The sequence below is a fragment of the Nostoc sp. S13 genome (assembly GCF_029379315.1).
In the GTDB taxonomy this organism is placed as follows: domain Bacteria; phylum Cyanobacteriota; class Cyanobacteriia; order Cyanobacteriales; family Nostocaceae; genus Nostoc.
On the sequence record NZ_JAQYWQ010000022.1, the window covers coordinates 1 to 20354 of the forward strand.

Annotated in this window: 10 protein-coding genes and 2 pseudogenes; 7 read left to right on the plus strand and 5 right to left on the minus strand. The window is 39.9% G+C overall.

Features of this window, described 5'->3' with window-relative positions; all coding sequences use genetic code 11:
- Positions 1–74 precede the first annotated feature (74 nt).
- From PUQ00_RS32760 to psaK, 4 genes and pseudogenes are all read left to right on the plus strand, one after another.
- Positions 75–221 (plus strand): annotated as a pseudogene (locus PUQ00_RS32760) (hypothetical protein); the annotation flags it as partial.
- Between the two features lie 975 nt (positions 222–1196).
- Positions 1197–2384, plus strand: a pseudogene (locus PUQ00_RS09850) (PBS lyase); the annotation flags it as partial.
- Between the two features lie 1667 nt (positions 2385–4051).
- Positions 4052–5272, plus strand: a complete 1221-nt coding sequence (locus tag PUQ00_RS09855; protein ID WP_300415626.1) for an ATP-binding protein — start codon at positions 4052–4054, stop codon at positions 5270–5272.
- 386 nt (positions 5273–5658) lie between these two features.
- Entirely contained in the window at positions 5659–5919 is a 261-nt protein-coding gene (psaK, locus tag PUQ00_RS09860) for a photosystem I reaction center subunit PsaK (protein ID WP_300415628.1), read from the plus strand.
- Between the two features lie 954 nt (positions 5920–6873).
- On the opposite strand, the gene PUQ00_RS09865 is transcribed toward psaK, so the two are convergent.
- The 5 genes from PUQ00_RS09865 to PUQ00_RS09885 all read right to left on the minus strand — a co-directional run bounded on the left by PUQ00_RS09865 (position 6874) and on the right by PUQ00_RS09885 (position 11939).
- Positions 6874–7614 carry a DUF3891 family protein gene (locus PUQ00_RS09865; RefSeq protein ID WP_300415630.1) on the minus strand — a complete coding sequence of 247 codons (741 nt, stop codon included), beginning with the start codon at positions 7612–7614 and terminating at the stop codon, positions 6874–6876.
- Positions 7615–7920: 306 nt separating this feature from the next.
- A complete protein-coding gene (locus tag PUQ00_RS09870) occupies positions 7921–8613 on the minus strand; it encodes a manganese catalase family protein (protein ID WP_300415632.1) in 693 nt (230 codons plus the stop codon).
- 172 nt (positions 8614–8785) lie between these two features.
- Positions 8786–9064 carry a GlsB/YeaQ/YmgE family stress response membrane protein gene (locus PUQ00_RS09875; RefSeq protein ID WP_300415634.1) on the minus strand — a complete coding sequence of 93 codons (279 nt, stop codon included), beginning with the start codon at positions 9062–9064 and terminating at the stop codon, positions 8786–8788.
- Positions 9065–9714: 650 nt separating this feature from the next.
- Positions 9715–11097 carry an oxygen-independent coproporphyrinogen III oxidase gene (gene hemN, locus PUQ00_RS09880; protein ID WP_300415636.1) on the minus strand — a complete coding sequence of 461 codons (1383 nt, stop codon included), beginning with the start codon at positions 11095–11097 and terminating at the stop codon, positions 9715–9717.
- A gap of 125 nt (positions 11098–11222) precedes the next feature.
- Positions 11223–11939, minus strand: a complete 717-nt coding sequence (locus PUQ00_RS09885; protein ID WP_300415638.1) for a heme oxygenase (biliverdin-producing) — start codon at positions 11937–11939, stop codon at positions 11223–11225.
- 525 nt (positions 11940–12464) lie between these two features.
- Here PUQ00_RS09885 and acsF point away from each other — a divergent pair.
- From acsF to PUQ00_RS09900, 3 genes are all read left to right on the plus strand, one after another.
- Positions 12465–13649 carry a magnesium-protoporphyrin IX monomethyl ester (oxidative) cyclase gene (gene acsF / locus PUQ00_RS09890; RefSeq protein WP_300415640.1) on the plus strand — a complete coding sequence of 395 codons (1185 nt, stop codon included), beginning with the start codon at positions 12465–12467 and terminating at the stop codon, positions 13647–13649.
- A gap of 130 nt (positions 13650–13779) precedes the next feature.
- Entirely contained in the window at positions 13780–14616 is an 837-nt protein-coding gene (locus PUQ00_RS09895; protein ID WP_300415642.1) for a DUF1796 family putative cysteine peptidase, read from the plus strand.
- An 85-nt stretch (positions 14617–14701) separates the two neighbouring features.
- Positions 14702–20344: an ATP-binding sensor histidine kinase gene (locus tag PUQ00_RS09900; RefSeq protein WP_300415644.1), complete on the plus strand. Its 5643-nt coding sequence runs from the start codon at positions 14702–14704 to the stop codon at positions 20342–20344.
- The last annotated feature ends 10 nt before the right edge of the window (positions 20345–20354 follow it).

Sequence of the window (20354 nt, forward strand, 5' to 3'; positions counted from 1 at the left end):
ACATCGCTGACATCCTCAAAGATAAAAGCGTTGAGGCTGAAGTTCGTTCCAGTGCAGCATCAGCTTTGGGGAATTTGGGAACAGCAGCCACACCCTACGTCAAAGACATCGCTGACATCCTCAAAGATAAAAGCGTTGAGGCTGAAGTTCGTTCCAGTGCGGCATCAGCTTTGGGGAATTTGGGAACAGCAGCCACACCCTACGTCAAAGACATCCTTAACTTCCTCAAAGATAAAAACGTTGACGCTTCAGTTCGTTACAGTGCGGCATCAGCTTTGGAAAAAATCAGAAAACTAGAGTTCGATGAGATAGTTGTAATTCTGGATAATGTCTATTACGACGGTCAGTCATACATTGAATCTTGGCGCTTTTTAACTTATTTCCTTGGGGGCGGTACTGAGCAGGTTAAAACTCTACTTCAATCATTAGGTGAACCTAAAGGAAAATATGATTATCTAAAACATTCTCAGTGCAAAGAAACACTACAATTTTTTCTTACAACTTGGGAAGATACTCAAGGTCTGAATGGATTACAAATAGACTTGGCAAAGCAAATCGCCACAGTTACTAAAAAAAGTTCTTGTAAATGGCAAGATATTAAGTTACTTCGATCTCATTACAATAATCTCAAAACTGCTAGTTTCACAGAAGCAGATACGGTAAAGTCAAAAATCGATAATCTAGAATTTCAATACGGGTTTTTGCTGCTCGCAAAACTCATCTTTATTCACCTTGCCATTTGGCTTACCCTCATCGTTGCCTATCCTAAACTTACCCAATTTCTAGCACCTTTATTCTGGAACCCTTGGGTACGGCAAATTCTCGGTTTTGGTTACATCGGCTTACTTCTAACTTGGGTTCCTTGGCTGCGTCGCAGACTGTTGCAACCATTTAAACCTTTGCTGCTAGCAGATGCAGGATTAGACAATTTTATTGAACAAGCTTATTTTGCTGAATCTTATGTCAAGCTTCCACGAGGTAACGCCTTACCCTTAAGCCCTGATAAATATAGGCTTTTGAGAACAAGGCGGGAAGGGGCAAATGGGAGAAAAGGGAGCAATCCCCGAAGCTTGCAATTGCTTCACTACGCTGTCGCTGCATACCCTGCGGGAAGGCGTTTTGCCAACGCAATGACAAATATATTTTTGCAAAAGCGGGTACAGCCGAAGACAAATTCCACAGATAACATAACACCAGAAGTTCAACCCATTACCCAAGCACTGCCCACTCTCCAAGGACAAATCGTCTTAGAAGGCGACTCTGGTTTAGGTAAATCAATGTTTCTGCGGCATTTGGTGAACAACTCCCAGCGCATAGTTGTTTACCTCCCCGCCCAAAAGTGTGACAAAGGCGTAATTGAAGCAATTTATGCCAAACTACGCGAACAGACAGAAGATGTAAAGTTCCTCAAAAACCTGATTTATAATGGAGCGTTCGATATTTGTATTGACGGACTGAACGAAGTTACAGCCGACACGCGGGCAAAAGTATCTCAGTTTGCCGAAAGCTATTTAAGGGGCAACATGATCATGACAACCCAGTCCCTAGAGTGGATACCGCCCACTACAGCCAAAAAATATGAATTGCAGCCATTGCAGCCCGAACAAATCCAGAAGTTTTTGCTTTCTCGTTATAGGGGACTGGTGACTGGAAATGGGAGATTAGATATTGGGATGGGTAACTCTGATTTAAACACCATCCAACCTGCAAGAGAGTTGCATTCCCCTTACCTCATAGGTAAAGGGACTGAGGGGTTTGGTTGCGCGACTGAATACGAACAAGCCTGTTCCAACTACATTGCAGAAGCATTCAACGAGCAACAATCCCCAGAAGATTTAGCACTAGCCCAGCGCATTCTTTCTAACCCGATGGATTTAACGCTGGTTGCCCTGATGCTATCACAAGGCCAGCAACCAAATTTGTTTCGCCTGCAAGAACAGCAATATCAATTGATGGCGGCAGAATATCAGCGAGAATGGCAACATGAATTCCCTTTAAAGAAATTTTCTCAAGCAGTTTACCAAATGCGGCTGAATGACGAAAGCGCCATCCCTGGTGATGAATTCAAACAAGAATTAACCAGTATGGAAGATGAAAAATATAAGATGGTCGTCAGCCGTCAACGGGAAAATAAAGGAGAATCCCAGAAAACTTGGTATTTTCGCCACGACAAGATTATGGAATTCTTCCTTTTGCAAAACTTTCGCGGTGAAGAAGTTCAAGAAAATGTTAACAAACACATTAATGATCCCAGATTTCGCGGTGTTTACTTATTATTAGCAAACTTACTTCCATTAGATGCTGCTATAGAAATGCGTGGATTAATAGAATATGCCGCTAACACCAAAAACCATATATTGAGTGAGACATTTGTCCAGCTATTAAATTTAAGGTTGCTACGATGGAGAGAAGACGGTACATTAAAGCTGCTACTACAACAACATGAACAAAAATCTCAGTCTTTAGATTTTGTAACTAAGTTTTTAGAACAAGTTGATGCCAAGATAAAACGTGGGAATTCACTTGACCTAACAATCGAAACTACCGAAAGCAGTCTCCGCATTTATACGCCTTTACCTGTCTTAATAACTGTTGACACGCCAACTGACCAAGATGTTATACGTCTAGTACAAATTGCCCAAGAATTAGCAACAGAACACACTCAAAAAGCTGGGATTTTGATATACAAAGTTCCCCCAGATACTACAGCCAGAATGGAAATAGCTAAGGTGCGGTTACGCGACCATTTTGTGCTAATTCCTATACCGCTAACATCAATAGAAAAAGTATTACCCAATAAATATGAATGTACAGGATTGCTGGAAGAATATTGCGATCGCTACCTCCAGCGTGCTAATTTCTTTGATGACAAGAACGCCATTAGTGACACCTTATCGTTTTTCGGTCGCACAGAACTATTGCAACGCTTGGGAGAAGAACTACTAAGATATCAAGGAGTGGGACTATTTGGATTACGCAAGTCTGGTAAAACTTCCGTGCTTCTCCAATTAAGCTTTATGTTGCGCGAATATCCCATCGTACACATTGACTTGCAACGCTATGCCGGTTCTCGCTATGGTGCTGCTTTATTTAACGATATTCTCCAGGGTCTATCTACTCTAGAAACTGAAATTCCACTTCCTCAATTTGAACCTTTTTCTCCAGATAAATCAGCCGCAGAGTTAACTGGAGAATTTATTCAACGCATCAGTGAGTATGCCCGTGTCATCCAGAAAAGTCATAAATATAAATTGCCCATCCTTTGCTTTTTAGATGAAGTAGAAAGAATTATTCCCACATCAGAAGACAGCCGTGAAAAAGCTGAAGAATTTAATGTTTGTTTTGGGGCGCTGCGCGTCTTGTGCCAACAACAGCTACAAATGTCGCTGCTTGTGGCTGATGTGCATCCAGATTGCAACCGCATTAACTCGTGGGAGCAAAAAGGAGTTGCAACTAATCCTGTATTTAGCTTCTTCAAAGAAATATTTTTGCCTCCTTTTTCAGCAGAAGAAACACAAGAAATGTTGGTTAATCTAGGCAAATTAATGGGGTTAGAGTTTGATACAACAACTCCTCAACAAATCCATCATCAAAGCGGTGGACATCCCTTTGTTTCTCGCCAACTAGCTCGTTTTTTAACAGAAAAGATAAAAGATAATACTAAACCTGTTGTCAATGGAAATATGCTGATTGAATGGGCAATGGTAGAACCATATTTAGAAAAGACTTTAAGCCAGACAGGTGAGTTAAAAAATTACTTAGAAAGAAGCATTTGGGAAGATTTAGAAAAACGCGACTTTCAAGTGGCAATTACCGTTCTCCGCACCATCGCCTGTAACGAATGTTACCGAGACAGGATAACAGAAACAACATTACTCAACCAACTCAGAAATCAGTTCACAGCCAACCAGTGCTTAGACGCTTGTAATTGGCTCACAAATGTTGGATTGTTGTATCAGGAGGAAATTGAGCATCAGGATTTCTACCATATCCGAATTCCTCTCTTATCACGGTGGATTCAAATGCAGATGACAGAAGAGGAAATCAAGCAATGCAGAATTTTGTAGGAGAACGTCCTTTTGATAATTTTCGCGTCGCCATAACAGACCCCTCCCACTTCTTCGGACGCAACGAATTAATTAACACAATGCTTAAGTCACCCTTCCAGGTGCGGATTCTCTTAGGCGGACGGCGTTTGGGTAAAACGAGTGCTTTACGTGCTGTAGAGTGGAATTTACTGAATCCAAACACTAATTATCCTCGCCGCGCCTTCCCCGTACTAATTAACCTCCAGTTGGAACAACCAAAAGATTTAGACAATCTGCGTTATCTTCTGATTGCTAGATTCCGCGAAGCTATAGAACGCTGGCGAGAAGTTCCTCTGACGGAAATTCGGCAAATGTATCGCGAGTTTCTCAGTCAAATTAAGAGTGGCGAAGTTACCCTGAGTTTTCTCAAACAACTGAATATCAAATTAAATATTAATAATCCCGACTCCGAAAGACGTTTAAATAACGATAGCTTTCGGTTGGCGTTCTTAAAAACCACAGAAGAACTGCGGAAATTAAATTTTCAAGGAGTTTGCTTTCTCATCGATGGCGCTGAGTTCATTGTGCGCCAGAATTGGGCGACTGATGCTTGGTCTTACCTACGCGGTTTAAAAGATACCGATACTGCCATCAAACCTTGCTTGGGTCTTTTATTATCGGGCTATCGAGATTTGAAAGAGTATCAGCAGCGAGTCGGTTCGCCATTATTAAACATAGCAGAAATTGAATGGTTGGCTCCTTTAAGGGATAATGAAACCAAAGAATTAATTAGCGATCGCGCCGAACAAGAGAAAATATCTTTGAGTGAGGAAAAAATTACCTCACTTATCGAATTGTCGGGTTGCCATCCCTACCTGACGCAACAAGCTTTAAATATTATTTTTGACTCTAACTACCAACAACAAACCCGCGCTAATCTCATCGACAAATTGCTACAGCATCATGACAAAGACTTTTCAGCGTGGTGGAATGCAGAACATCTGTCTGGTTGTTTTGGCGAAGATGAACGCAAAGTTTATTATGCCCTTGTGCAGCACAACAAAGGAACTCCGCAAGATTTAGCACAATACACAGGTTTCAGCCGAGTCAAGGTGGCAGACGCATTAGAAGTTATTGCTGGTACTGGTGTAATTCGGCAATTGGATGACGAGTCCTATACATTAGGTTCTCACTTGTTTGAGGAATGGGTTACACAGCAGGATGTTGTCAATTTGAAGACATGAGGGAAGCGTCTAGCAATTCCCTTAGCCCCTGAATTCATCAGTCCCCAGGATGGGTGTGAAAAGTAAGATTGTGAAGTTGCTGCCGCAAAACGGTAGGTAAGCACCCATGCCTCAACTTTTGAATTTGGAATTGCTGTATAGATGAACTCCGATTAATTCTCCTTGGCATTTGATAATCTGGTATAATTTAAAACTTAAAAATGTCTACTTATCACATTGAAGTTCAAACCAGTTACCACAGTCAAGTCACCACGTTGAACTCAGGTTGTATTAAGTAGTAAGAATAACTGTTAAATATTGATGCAAAATTGGGTACTTTCTGGAATTTGCTTCGGAAAGTTTCAGATTATATTTTCAATCATTAATAAATTTCAGGAGCAAATCAGGTGTTTACTTCAACCTTACTCGCTGCTGCAACCACACCTCTGCAATGGAGTCCGACAGTTGGACTAATTATCATTGTTGCCAATATCATTGCCATTGCCTTTGGCAAATCTACCATCAAGTATCCCAACGCTGAACCAAAACTACCCTTAGGCAATTTCTTAGGTAATTTTGGTTTACCAGCCTTTTTAGCAAGTGCCGCCTTTGGTCATATCTTAGGAGTGGGCGCTGTTTTAGGGCTGCATAACCTGGGAAGAATTTAGGTTTTTACCCAAGTTAGCCTTTATTTGATGATTCTTTTGTCTCCAGCTTTGAGCCAGAAAACTTACTTCTCTGGCTCTTTTTTATCGTAAATTAAAGGGTTTAAGCCCCCAACTCTTGGAGACGCACTCGCGTTCGTCTACACGTAGCTTCAGTTTCAGTCGGGGTTTAAATAAGAGTCTGAAACTCTCTTCATCTTTTACTGGACTACCTCCCTAGAGAATCAAATAACTTAGAGCTTCCCTAGATAACTTAGAGCTTCCCTACTAGAGGAGAAATGTCGAGTTATGGAGTATGATGGGGCACTTTCTGGACTTCCTTGATCATTTGGCCAAGTTTTCAAGTAGTAATTCTTGTTATCATCGCTAGACCATAATTCATAATGGTATTTACCTTCTATCCCATTGCTTGTTAAGTAGTCAGCTAATGCTGTATTTGATGTAGACAGAAAGCTAAATACAGTCAAAACAGGAATTACAGCTACTTTTAGTATCTGGATTAATTTCATAAATGCACAAAAAACTTATTTTTGAGATTTTGTTAAACATCTTATTCATAGCAATAGTACTTATACAAAAACCTCTGTAATTATACCTGAGCAAGCTGCATATTAGCCGTTAGGAGAGGGCAACTAGGGCATGTTTTCAAACTCGTTATATGGTGAAAAGCCTGCGAACAATCGACTCAAGCAATTTTGGCGTATTGCTAGCCGACATGAAAAACTTGCTGCAAATTATACAGCTATGGTAGCGATCGCCTGTATTTTTTTGAGGTTTTTTGCCTTTGAGAAAATTTGCAAGTATGGGTGAGCAAATTTCTAGAGTGAATACTGGAGAAACTTTTCTAATACCAAAAAGCCCCCATCTGGGGGCTTTAATATGGCGGCGACAACTTACAACAATTTTTATTTATTTGAACCAGGCAGTATTTACCTGAAAAAAGCTCTAAGTGTCTATCTAACTCTTAACGAATGTCCACTCTAATGCCTTGATCGGAGCTTCTTGTAGTGCTTGAGTTAATTTGCTACTGCTCTCAAATTTTACCTGGGAGAGGTCGCAGGCTTCGACATTGACAGTGAATTTTTCGTTCTGGAAAGGCCAGGGTTTGACAACAACCAAGTTATCACTGCGCTGCATGATGTCATAGCGCTGACCTTCAGGGCCCTTGCTAATTTCTAAAAACCGCTCATCGTCAGGTAGTTCCTGCTGACAGAGAATCAGAGAAAGGCGATCGCACCATTGCATAAATGCATAGGCTGCATCAACTTCCTCCTTTTCGATGCCCAGTTCCTTACGCCAATGTTGCTGATTTTGAAGTTGTTCATCCAAAACTTTGTCTAGTTTTGAAGACTGACCCCGCCTTGGCTCATTTAAACGGCTGATGTGCATAGAAATTAATAGAGCCACCCATCGTCCACGGTAAAGGGCATTCTTTGCTAAATCAGTCAATTTATCAACACCAGCATCTGCATCTTTAGTTGAGATGAGGGTGAAGTCCTTTGGCGCACCTGCTTCAGTCAGAATATCTTCTTCCCACTCTTTTTCTAGGTCATCGTGATGGGAAATTGCAGCTAAGGTTTCATATAACCTTACTGGAGCATCTTTGTGTTGCCATTGTCCCGCCAGTTGAGCTGCTAACAAAGCATGGGCACGATGATAGATGACTTCCCAACCATTTGGCGTAGCGTTGACAATCACGACCTAATCTCCTAATTCTGAGTTTTGATTTTGGGTTGAATTAATTTCTGAATTCAGAAATATCGGCATAGATAATGAAGGGGCGATCGCTCGGAATTCTTCAGTGTGGCTTTTTCGATTGAGTGTAACACCCAAATACTCAGCTAAAATTCCCGACTTTTATAATAAGTCGGGAATCTTTTTCTTCACGAAAAATAGCTAAATAGCCGAATAATTGCTAAAGAAGGTGAGCTATTTCCCCACCTGATAATTGGGAGTTTTCAAGAATCTGCCAAAAATCTCTTTGCTTCAAATCAACCTATGGAATTAAGAGTGACTTTCTAGCGGATTAGCAACATATTTGAATGTTGGCTCAGAATTCCAAGGGCCACGCTCATCTTTACCATCACCGTTTGTAGATAGATTGTAGTAGAGAGCAACAGTTTCATCTGGCTTAATATTACCAAAGAATGGATCTGTCAACTTACCTAGCGAATCTAGAGCTTTCATAAACATCTGGGTATGAGAAATTTCTCGTGTTAACAGATGAACTAAAGTCTCTTGGGTTCCTTTGTCAGTTGCCAACTTGATCAATGCTTCATAAGTCTGACGAGCGCCAGCTTCAGCTGCAACGTTAGCTCTTAAATCACGCACTACATCTCCACCCTCATTCAAGTAACTTGCAGTCCAAGCACTACCTTGACTATCTAGAAAATGAGGCCCAGCACCTCGAACTGCAAACAGGGTACTCTTATAAGCATCTGTTTGATCCACATTTTTGGTATGAGCTTCGATGAGTTTACCAACCATTTCTAAATGGCCGAATTCCTCAATCGCAATGTCTTGGAGCATGTCTTTAATTCCAGCATTTTCAACATGGAATGATTGAACCCAATATTGAAGTGCTGCGCTAAGTTCTCCAGTAGCTCCGCCAAACTGCTCTAAAAGTAACTGAGCAAAACGAGGGTTTGGTTCACTAATGTTAACTGCATGAATAGGCTCTTTCTTGTGAAAAAACATAGATTTACACTTCCCAAAATTATGATGTTACAGAAAGGATCGGCTATTTTATTGTCTTTTAGTATTTTTCCAGACAAAGCTAATTTGATGTTTCATAGCTTCTCAAACTGGTGAACTAAAGGACTGATAAAATACAGTGGTGATGTCAGTGTTGATAAATGCCAATCAGCGATTAGACATTGCTGCTTCTTCTGATTAATCCCCATAGATAAATAGCAACAATTGCGCCGAGCACAGCTACTAAAATACCAGGAAGAGTTAAAGCAGCGCCAGCCGCAGTAATTTGCAGAGTTCCTGTTCGTAGTAAGGTAAACAGACTTCCACCAACGAAAGCACCAATGATACCCAAAATCATTGTGGAGAGAATTTTACCACCTTGATAGTCAGGATGAATAGCTTTAGCAATCGCACCTGCCAAAACTCCTAAAACTACCCAAGCAATAATACTCATAACTGCCTCAACAATCTCACTTGTCTCTAAGTTATCAACTCTGACTCACAATTCTTTCTACCACATGGGATAAATGCTAAATCCAAAAGTTAGATAAAAAACTTTACATCAAGATTTGGATGAAAATTAGCATTTTTTTCTTTTTTAGCATAAAAATGCTAAAGGAAAGTTTTGCCAGATAAATCAGGAGTTCTTGAATACATCAGTGCAGGCCTAATTTTCTGTAAAAATAGACACGAAAAAATTAATCAATTTATTATATCTATCTTAAGTAAGATGTTAAAATATTATCTAACTTTTTGGAGATGCGTCAAAATCTGGCTTCGACAAATTTATAACGATTTCGTTAGCATTCATTATTGATTATCTTTAATTACAGATAAATAATCAACCAATATTTTTGCAAAATATTTCAAATATTAATGACCTGGTTTAATGATAAAAATTCTCATTAAAAATAATACCTTTATGAGAATTACTAATAGTTTATTTTAAAACTAAAATTTTGCCAGGAGTTTATTATATTTAACAGCACAGTTTGCTGACAAGAATTATTTTACTAATTGCAACATATTAGATCCCCTCAACTGTTGTTTTCAAGGTAGATTGAGGGGATAATATCCATCTTGCCAACATTTGCGAAAGTGGTATCAAATGGCGCGGGAGAATTTTGTCTCTCGCGTTCTTGTATGAGTATCAAATATGACGGCAATATTTCTGACTAGTAATCTACCGATGTCTGTAATCTGGATCTGATTTTTTGATAAACTAACCAAACCATCGGCTTCTAGCGGTTTTAACGCCTCTAGTTCCTCAGAGAAATAGTCATCAAAACTGATATAATATTTGTTTTCAATGTCTTGCTTATGAAGCTGAAAGTGAGACATAATACCCATGATCACATCTCGTCTGATGATGTCATTTTGAGTAAGCTTGATACCTCTACTAACAGGTAAAGCACCTGCGGCAAGTGTCTGATAATAATCCTTTAATTCCTTGTGGTTTTGAGCATAAGCATCTTCTAGCATACTGATGGATGTAGCACCAAAACCAAATAATTCTGTCTCAGCGTGGGTAGTGTAGCCCTGGAAATTGCGTTTGAGAGTACCATTGCGTTGAGCGATCGCTAGTTCATCGTTAGTTTTAGCAAAATGATCCATCCCAATAAATAGATATTGGTTATTCGTCAATTCTTCAATGGTCATTTTTAAAATCTCTAACTTTTCCTCTGCTGGGGGTAGCGCTTCTTGAGGAATATTTTTTTGCGTCGGTTTCAGCCACGGGACATAGGCGAAGTTAAACACAACAATTCGGTCAGGATCTAATTCAATAGTCTTTTTCACCGTCTCCCGAAATGTCTCGCGGGTTTGATAAGGCAGACCATAAATTAGGTCTACATTCACACTTTCAAACTTAGCTTCTTTGATCCAACTCATAACATCAAATAGCATTTCTTCTGGCTGGACACGATTAACAGCTACTTGAACTTGGCGATTAAAATCCTGAATGCCAAAACTAATGCGATTAAACCCAATCTGTCTCAGAAATAAAATGTAGTTTTTATCGATATAGCGGGGATTAATCTCAATTGAGATTTCTGCTTGTGGATCGATGTTAAAATAGCGATTGATGTTTTTCCATAAAAATTCTACTTGGTGACGATCCAAGTAATTAGGAGTACCACCTCCCCAGTGGATTTGCAGCACTTTTCTGTCTGGATCGATTAAAGCTGCGGTGTTTTTGATGTCTTGAACCAAAGACTCCAGGTAAGGTTTAGCAATATTCTTATTGTTAGAAATTACCGTGTTACAACCGCAGAAGTAGCAAGCACTTTGGCAAAAGGGGATGTGGAAATATAAACTGATCGGAGTTTTGCGTTGATTCGAGGCTGCGATCGCGGCCTTAAAATCAGTTTCGGTGAATGTTTCGCTTAACTCTGTAGCGGGCGGGTAACTGGTGTATCTGGGTGCGCGAGTATCGTACTTTTGGATCAGATCCAGATCAAACTTGACCCCAGGTAATAGAAAAACCATTGAGTTGCTTTCCAATGAATGTATGAAGGGAAGGGGAGTGAAAGGGATGAGGGAGATAAGGGAGCAAATGACAAATGACAAATGACAAATGACAAATGACAAATGACAAATGACAAATGACAAACTTAATCAGCCGTAGCTACTTCAGTACTACCTGAATTCTGAGAACGAGTTAGGCTATTAAACAGGACTTGACCGAGTGCTTTAATTAAACTTCCCTCTAACTCCTGAGCCATCTGCAAATTGAACCCAAAGGCGTTATTAGCTTCGGCAACAATCCGTTCTGCTGTTATATCATCAATGGGTAATGCATTTAATGCCTGACGATACTTATCCTTAAATGCCTTTTTGTCAGGAATTTGCTCAAAATTGTAAAAGGATGTGCCTTCATAGCCAGAAAGCTTCAGGGCTGACTGAGCAACTTTTTGTAGCATTTGACCCCCAGAAAGATCGCCCATGTAGCGAGTGTAGGCATGACCTAGCAATAAGGCTGGTTCACTAGCAGAAATTTCCCGAATGCGGTCAATGTACTTCTGGGCAGCAGGTGAGGGTGTAACTTGCTCTCTCCAATTATCCCCATAATAGAACACCATGTCTTTTTCGAGCGAGGATTGGCGATTAAGTTCGGGAAAGTAAACCGCACTAATCACAGGATCGTCTACATGGCTCAGTAATGCCGCTTCTAGTTCGCTATAGACGTAATACAAGTTGCTTAAGAACTTGGCGAAGCAGTCTCTATCCACAACTCCTTTGAGAAAACATTTCATGAATCCCACATTTTCTGCTGATGTGTGGGCTTGTTGAGTTCCAGACCGCAGTTTGATGGCTAGATTGCTACTCATTGTTGCTTCCTTCATGTTCAAGCGCAAGGTTTCTGGTCAGTCACCGACTCAGGATGCCTGCCAGGGCCAGCTAAAAAATTGTTATTCTAGGTTTAGAGAGGATCTGCATCACTCTATCCAGCAAGTACCACTGCCGATGCAAATCCCAGCTATTTTCATTTTTCCTAAGATTATTTAACTATTAATTTATATATAACTATAAAGATACTAATATTTATTTAACAGACTATCACTCCCTCAGCGCATGGTTTACAACTTCGTTATCACTCTGTGAGAGCGGGGATAGAAAGTTGAGATTTTCCCCGCTCGAAGTCCTGTACCAATGAGTAATCCGACATCGACTCCCAAAGACTTCTTCATCAGTTATACCGGACGCGATCGCCAACTCTAAGATAGATCCAGCACCTAAAATAGCAAACAGTAAGTTTATTTCTTACAATTTACTTTCAATAATTTAACTGATGTCCTCAATAAACTATTTATGGTTATATAACTTTTGAGGCATAAATAAATAAAAGGATTCTTATGGTTAAGTCTCTGGAAAGCGGACGCCAGTCACTCATGGTGAGCCACTCCGTTGCGGGGGTTTCCCCCGTTGAAGGAAGTGGCGGGGAAACCCCCAAGACCGCGCTGGCTCCCCAATCTGAGTTGCTGAAACCAGGTATAAAAGCACCTGTTCAGGAAACATTATTAACACCCCGGTTTTACACCACTGACTTTGAAGCTGCGGCGCAGTTAGATATTTCGGCGCAGGAAGCGGAGTTACTGGCAATTGTAGAGGAGTTACGAGCTGACTATAACCGCGATCACTTTGTCCGTGATGAAGAATTTAAGCAGTGTTGGGATCACATTGATGGGGAAACACGCGTCGCCTTTATTGACTTTTTGGAACGTTCCTGCACTTCCGAGTTTTCGGGATTTCTGCTGTTCAAAGAATTATCGCGCCGTCTGAAAAACCGCAATCCCATTCTGGCAGAAGCCTTTAATTTTATGGCACGGGATGAAGCACGCCATGCGGGATTTTTAAATAAGTCAATGGCAGATTTTAATCTTTCCCTTGACTTAAGCTATTTAACCAAAAATCGCACTTATACCTTCTTTCCGCCAGAGTGGATTATTTACACAGTCTACCTATCAGAGAAAATTGGCTACTGGCGTTACATCTTGGTGTATCGCCACATGGAAAAACATCCAGAACACCAAATTTATCCCCTGTTTCGCAAGTTTGAGAGTTGGTGTCAGGATGAAAATCGGCATGGAGATTTCTTTAAAGCGCTGCTGCGATCGCAACCTCAATTATGGAACAATTGGAAAGCTAGATTGTGGGTGCGTTTCTTTTTGCTGAGTGTTTTTGCTACTCATACCTTGACCGTATTTGAACGCGCAACGTTTTATCAATCGATTGGGATAGACCCGCGCGAATATAATACCAGAGTGATTGAAGAGACGAATAATACCGCCGCACGGGCATTTCCCCTGATTTTGAATACAAATCACCCAGAGTTTTTCCGACGGTTAGAGCAGTGTTCTGACCTTAATCTGAAAATAGCAGAGATTAGCAACAGCGATGCCTACGGCGGCAAGCTACGCTCATCAATTGTAAAATTCTGCCAAAAATTACCCTTGATAGCCTCCATTGTTGGGCATCTATTGCAGACTTACCTAATCAAACCCGTTGATGCTGAATCATTGAGAGGGACAGTTCATTAGACATGCCGGCTTTCACGTCTCTGTCTGTATCGAAGAGAAGCGTTTACGGATCATTAATCCATCACAATACAGCTACACGATCGCTCCCTATTGGCAGGAACTACAAACTGCACTGCAAAGTCAGGCAGGATTGATACCAGGTATCTATATTGGGAAGTATACCCAGCCAGGGACGCTCCCCTTCTTTGCCGTGCAAGAGGATGGCGCGATCGCAACCACATTAAACATCCCCCCTAGTACTGACCTAGAATATGGCGCCGCCTTCAATCTCTTTTCGCCGAACAACTCACAAGTTTTGTTCTATGACGGGCATCTGGGGATTTTGCAAGCGGACGAACGTCACCTGTGGGTGATCAACGAATCAGACAACGAGTACAACATCCAACCGATGTGGCAGGAGGTTTGCAGCGCACTTAAAGCCATGCCATCAGGTGTCTATGAAGATCCGTTTCATCCCGATGCCCCCTTTCGCACCATAATGATTGGTAAGGATGGGCTAGAAAGCCGGGTGAAAGCACCATCTAAATCTGCGGTGTTTTTTAAATACAAATGTAAGTTATCAGATATCAGCCGTGTAGCTATTCTTCCCCTTGGCGATCGCTGTGCCGTCCGGATGATGCTATATAAGATGGAGTACGATGGACCCGCCTTTCCGTTTGATCTGACGCGCACCACCAATATTGGAGATGTTGCGGATGCGATCGAAAACGGTTTTTATGATATGTGGAACCCTGCCTTCCTGCACTACAATCCCGACGCGGGCAGAATTTACCACAGTAAGTGGTCGGGTTTGTCCTTTGCCCATGAAGTTGAGGAAACAGACGACCCAACAAGCGAGATGTTTGCCGTCCATGAACGGATGCGCGTTCGATACACAGCACGCTCCCAAAGGTTTTGGTACGCACTGCGGCACTGCGACACGCTGCGCGAACCTAGAGAGGGTTGCCAGTTTGTTAGAGAGACTTAATGGGAAAAGTCAGTATCTAATGATAGTAGTAACTATGCTCTGGGTATACTAAACCAGAGAAAGAAAATTATGAGAATCAGATGCAATGTTAGTAGTATCAGATACAGAATTTCCTATACTTGGTTATCGCATTATTAAGCAATTATACTCAAGTAAGAAAACCTTAGTTTATCAAGCTATAAGAGAAAAAGATCAGCAATCATTTATTTTAAAATTGATGCGTAATGAAGATCCTAACTTCGCTGAAATTAATCAGTTTTGCAATCAATACACCATTACCCAAAATCTTGAAATTCCAGGCATAGTCAAGCCAATAAGCCTAGAAAAATACCACAATAGATATGTTCTAGTAATGGAAAACTTTGGTGGTATTGCCCTTAATGTCTGGCAAGAAGAAGAGCAAAAAAAAGGAAAAGTTTTTGTTTCATTGAGTGAGTTTTTCGATATTGCCATTGAAATTAGTGCAACATTGGAAGGGCTACATCACCATCGAATCATTCATAAAGATATCAAACCTGCCAACATTTTGATTCATCCGATAACAGGTAAGACCAGAATCATCGATTTTAGTCTTGCTACTTTATTACCAAAAGAAATTCAATTTCTCACAAATCCCAACGTTCTAGAAGGTACTTTAGCTTATATTTCCCCTGAACAAACAGGACGCATGAATCGAGGTATAGACTACCGTACCGACTTTTATTCCTTGGGTATCACCTTCTTTGAACTTCTGACTGGGCAGTTACCCTTTAGTACCACCGAACCGATGGAATTAGTCTACTCTCACATTGCCAAAGAACCGCCAAAAGCCAGCCATATTAACTCCAATATTCCCACAATCTTATCTGATATTATCAGTAAGCTGATCGCAAAAAATGCCGAAGACCGATATCAGAGTGCTCATGGACTCAGGTATGACTTGGAGAGATGTCAAAACCAATGGCAAGAGAAAGGAAATATTACAGTCTTTGAATTAGGGATTCGGGATATCTCAAACTATTTTGCCATTCCTGAAAAACTTTATGGTCGTCAAAGAGAGATTGAAATTCTACTCACTACTTTTGACCGGGTGACAAGCGGAAGCACGGAAATGATCTTAGTCTCTGGTTACTCAGGGGTTGGTAAAACTGCTGTGGTCAACGAAGTCCACAAACCCATTGCAAGACAGCGTAGTTACTTCATCAAAGGGAAATTTGACCAATTCCAACGTGACATCCCCTTGTCAGGATTGTTGCAAGCTTTGCGGGATTTAATTGGGCAAATACTCTCCGAAACAGATGCCCAAATTCAACAGTGGAAAATCAAAATTTTATCGGCATTGAGTACGCAATCTCAGGTAATCATTAATGTAATTCCTGAACTTGAAATAATTATTGGCAAACAACCTCCATCTGCTGAACTTGCTGGGAGCGCTGCTCAAAATCGCTTCAATTTATTGTTCAAGAGATTTATCCAGGTTTTCACTACTAAAGAGCATCCTCTGGTAATCTTTCTGGATGATTTACAATGGGCAGATACGGTTTCCTTGAAGTTTATTCAATTATTAATGGATGAAACTTCTTCTCGCCTTACTAAGGATGCAGAGAATATATCTGAGAGTAAAGGTAGTTTGCTACTAATTAGCGCCTATAGGGATAATGAAGTTTCAAATCTACACCCCCTATATTTGACACTACAAGAAATGTCCGAAACTGGAGTACTAATTAACACAATTCAACTCTTACCTTTAAGTCAGATTAATTTAAATCATTTGATTGCTGATACGCTGTGTTGTCGAGAGAGCATTGCTGTGCCTCTGACTCAAATGGTGTTTGTCAAAACTAAAGGTAATCCCTTTTTTGCATCTCAATTTCTCAATTTATTATATGATGACGGACTAATTGAATTAAATTTTGACGCTGGTTATTGGCAGTATGATATTACCAAAATTAAAACCTTATCTCTTACAGATGATGTCGTAGAATTTATGGGCATCCAAATAGAGAAATTGCCCATAAATGTACAAAATGTATTAAAAATCTCTGCTTGTATTGGTAATGAATTTGACTTAAAAACATTGTCTATTGTTAATGAAAAGTCTGTAATAGATACGGCCTCAGATTTATGGCAAGCATTACTTGAAGGACTGATTATACCTCAGAAAGATGGTTATAATCTTACACCGAAAAATGATAAACAACTATTAAGCTTTTCAGCTAGAGAATCAGAAAATTTATCAATTAGTAATTCCAAATTACCCAAATATAAATTCGTACATGACAGAGTTCAGCAAGCAGCTTATTCTCTAATTCCCAAAGACCAAATCAAGCAAATACACTTAAAAATTGGGCTGCTTCTCTTGAAAAATACTCCAGTTGCCGAACGGGAAGAAAATATTTTTGAGCTTGTCAATCATTTCAATATTGCAGTTGAATTCATCACCGATCAAGCTAAAGGTAATGAGCTAGCTGAAATGAATCTGATTGCTGGACGTAAAGCTTTGGTATCAACAGCTTATTCATCGGCACTTAAGTATTTGATTATTGGAATTGAGCTACTAGCAAATGATAGTTGGGATACTAAATACGATATCACGTTAGCTTTGTATAATACGGCAGCAGAAGCGGCATATCTCAGTGGTGACTTTGAATATATAGAAAAATTTGTCCAGGTTGTGTTAGTAAAAGCCAAAACTCCACTCGATAAAGTTAAAGCTTATGAAGTTAAAATACAGTCTTATGGTGCACAAGGAAAAGAACTAGAAGCTGTCAATATTGCAAAAACTTTTTTGAAAACTTTAGGAGTAGAGTTTCCGACAAATCCCAGCCAATTAGATATTCAGCTAGAAATAGAGACGACATCTGCAAAATTGGCTAATAGACCCATTCAAGACTTAATTGAACTGCCGGAAATTACAGAAGCCCAACCACTGATAATCATGCGTATTTTATCTAGTGGAATTGCTCTTGCTTATATAGTTGCGCCGGAATTATTAGTGTTGATTATTCTGAAACAGATCAATTTATCTATCAAATTTGGTAATTCTTCTTTGTCTGCTTTTGCATATGTGATGTATGGAGTAATGTTGTGTGGGGTAATAGGAGACATTGATTCTGGATATAAATTTGGGAAACTGGCTGAGAGGTTGTTGCTTAATTTCCAAACAAGAGAAGTAACTGGTAAGGTTATGGAAACATTTAATCATCTTATCAGACATTGGAAAGAGCATCTCAAGCAAACATTGAAACCTTTACTTGAGGCTTATACTACTAATCTCGAAGTAGGAGATATGGAATTTGCAGCTTATGCTCTTTATGGTTACTCTCAACATGCATATTTTACAGGACAAGAACTAGTAAAACTTCAACAAGATATAGAAACATATAGCCATACTATTAGGCAAATAAAGCAAGAAAGAGTATTTTATTGGAATGAAATATTTCGGCAAACAATCTTGAATCTTCTCGGAAATGTTAAAAATCCGCAGAGTTTAATTGGTGAAGTGTATGATGAGGATAAAATGCTACCATTTCATCTTAAAGCTAAAGATGGAGGGGCACTTTTTTTCCTATATTTCTGCAAACTTCATGTATGTTATCTGCTGGGTGATTACTCTCAAGCTCTTAAAAACACAGTAATGGCAGAAAAATACTTATATGCTGTTATAGGCATGTTTGTTACTGCTCAATTTTATTTTTACGATTCATTGACGCATCTAGCAGTATATTCTGATTCCGAGGAATTTGAACAAAAACAAATCCTCGATAGAGTGACAGCAAATCAGAAAAAAATGCAAAGTTGGGCAGTTCAGGCTCCCATGAATCACTTGCATAAATTTTATTTAGTGGACGCGGAACGGCATCAAGTTCTTGGTCATTATCTTGAAGCGATAGATAATTACGAGTACGCTATTTCCCTTAGCAAAGAAAATGAGTACATTAACGAAGAAGCTCTTGCTTACGAATTAGCGGCTAAATTTTATCTCAAATGGGATAAACAAAGAATCGCCCAACTCTACCTGACTGATGCCTACTATTGCTATGTTCGCTGGGGAGCATTAGCCAAAGTTGATGACTTGCAAAAACGCTATCCTCAATTACTTATCCCCATGATTCAGCAAGAAATACTTAGCCATTCTAGCAGTAAAAAAAACCTAGCTGAACCGAGTATACACCTATCTACACTTAGCGCTAAATCTACTCTGCTTACGAATGAAACTGCCATTGCCTCCAACACTAGTATTTCAGATATGTTAGATTTAGCAACTGTAATTAAAGCTTCTCAAGCAGTGTCTGGAGAGATTGAACTGGAGGCGCTACTTTCTACTTTAATGGAAGTTGTAATGGAGAATGCAGGAGCTTCTAAATGTGTGCTGATATTAAGTGAAGCTAATAACTTAGACTTAACTGTTACCGCAGTTAGTTCTGGTACCAGTTTTGGAGCTACTCACACCGAGTTTTTATCTATTCCTTTAGAGTTCAGCGATCATGTTCCTATTTCTTTGATTAATTATGTCAAACGAACCCAAGAAATATTAGTAATTGATGACATCAAAGCTCAAGCTAATTTTGCGGGAGATAACTATATTAACCGTGAGGAACCGAAGAGCGTATTATCTATTCCAATGGTTAATCAAGGCAAATTCCTAGGGCTTATTTATCTAGAAAATAATTTAACTCCAGGAGCATTTACACGCGATCGTCTAGAAGTTATAAAACTCTTAACTATCCAAGCCGCAATCTCTTTAGAAAATGCCATTCTCTACAACAATTTGGCTGAAGCTAATGAGCGCTTGGAGGAATACAGTCATATACTAGAGGAAAGGGTGGTAGTAAGAACAGCAGAAATTAACGAAAAAAATCAACATCTGCAAGAAGCACTAGAAGAATTACAAAGTACCCAAAGTCAATTAATTCAAAGTGAAAAAATGTCTTCGTTAGGGCAAATGGTAGCGGGAGTTGCTCATGAAATTAATAACCCGATCAATTTTATTCATGGTAATATTATTCACGCCAGTGACTATGTTCAAGAATTGCTAGATTTGATTAATATTTATCAGCAAGAATATCCCTATCCCTCAGCAATAATGGAGCAAAAGATTCAGGAAATAGATGTAGAATTCCTAACAGAAGACTTACCAAAGGTTCTCGATTCTATGAAGGTGGGAAGTTCCCGTATCCGGAATATTATTCTGAGCTTACGCAACTTCTCGCGTCTAGATGAATCAGAAATGAAGCCTGTAAATATTCATGAAGGCATCGACAGTACCCTAATGATTTTGCAGCACCGATTCAAGGAAAAGAGTGTAGACGCAAAGCGGCTTGTCGATAGACATCGCCCGGAAATTGAGGTCTTTAAAGAATACGCGCAACTGCCGGATGTTATTTGCTATGCTGGTCAACTCAACCAAGTGTTCATGAATATTTTAAGTAATGCGATCGATGCTTTAGAGGACTACAATAATGAAGGAGATTTTCCAAATAAAAATCCTCAGATTCGTATTCGTACTGAACTAGGAGAAGTAAACACGCTGAAGATTCGGATTGCTGATAACGGTCACGGCATGACTGCACAGGTACAGCAGAAAATATTTAATCCTTTTTTCACCACTAAGCCAGTAGGAAGTGGTACGGGGTTGGGGTTGTCAATTAGCTATCAAGTAGTGGAGAAACACAAGGGTCAGTTAAGCTGTAATTCAACTCCTGGAAAGGGGACTGAGTTTGTGATTGAGATTCCAATGCAACAGTGAGACAAGCTGC

What these genes read in the sequence shown, in the direction of transcription:
- hemN (WP_300415636.1), bottom strand. Translation starts at nt 11,097, where the DNA reads ATGGTTTTTCTATTACCTGGGGTCAAGTTTGATCTGGATCTGATCCAA.
- acsF (WP_300415640.1), top strand. Translation starts at nt 12,465, where the DNA reads ATGGTTAAGTCTCTGGAAAGCGGACGCCAGTCACTCATGGTGAGCCAC.
- PUQ00_RS09900 (WP_300415644.1), top strand. Translation starts at nt 14,702, where the DNA reads ATGTTAGTAGTATCAGATACAGAATTTCCTATACTTGGTTATCGCATT.
- PUQ00_RS09875 (WP_300415634.1), bottom strand. Translation starts at nt 9,064, where the DNA reads ATGAGTATTATTGCTTGGGTAGTTTTAGGAGTTTTGGCAGGTGCGATT.
- PUQ00_RS09855 (WP_300415626.1), top strand. Translation starts at nt 4,052, where the DNA reads ATGCAGAATTTTGTAGGAGAACGTCCTTTTGATAATTTTCGCGTCGCC.
- PUQ00_RS09870 (WP_300415632.1), bottom strand. Translation starts at nt 8,613, where the DNA reads ATGTTTTTTCACAAGAAAGAGCCTATTCATGCAGTTAACATTAGTGAA.
- PUQ00_RS09885 (WP_300415638.1), bottom strand. Translation starts at nt 11,939, where the DNA reads ATGAGTAGCAATCTAGCCATCAAACTGCGGTCTGGAACTCAACAAGCC.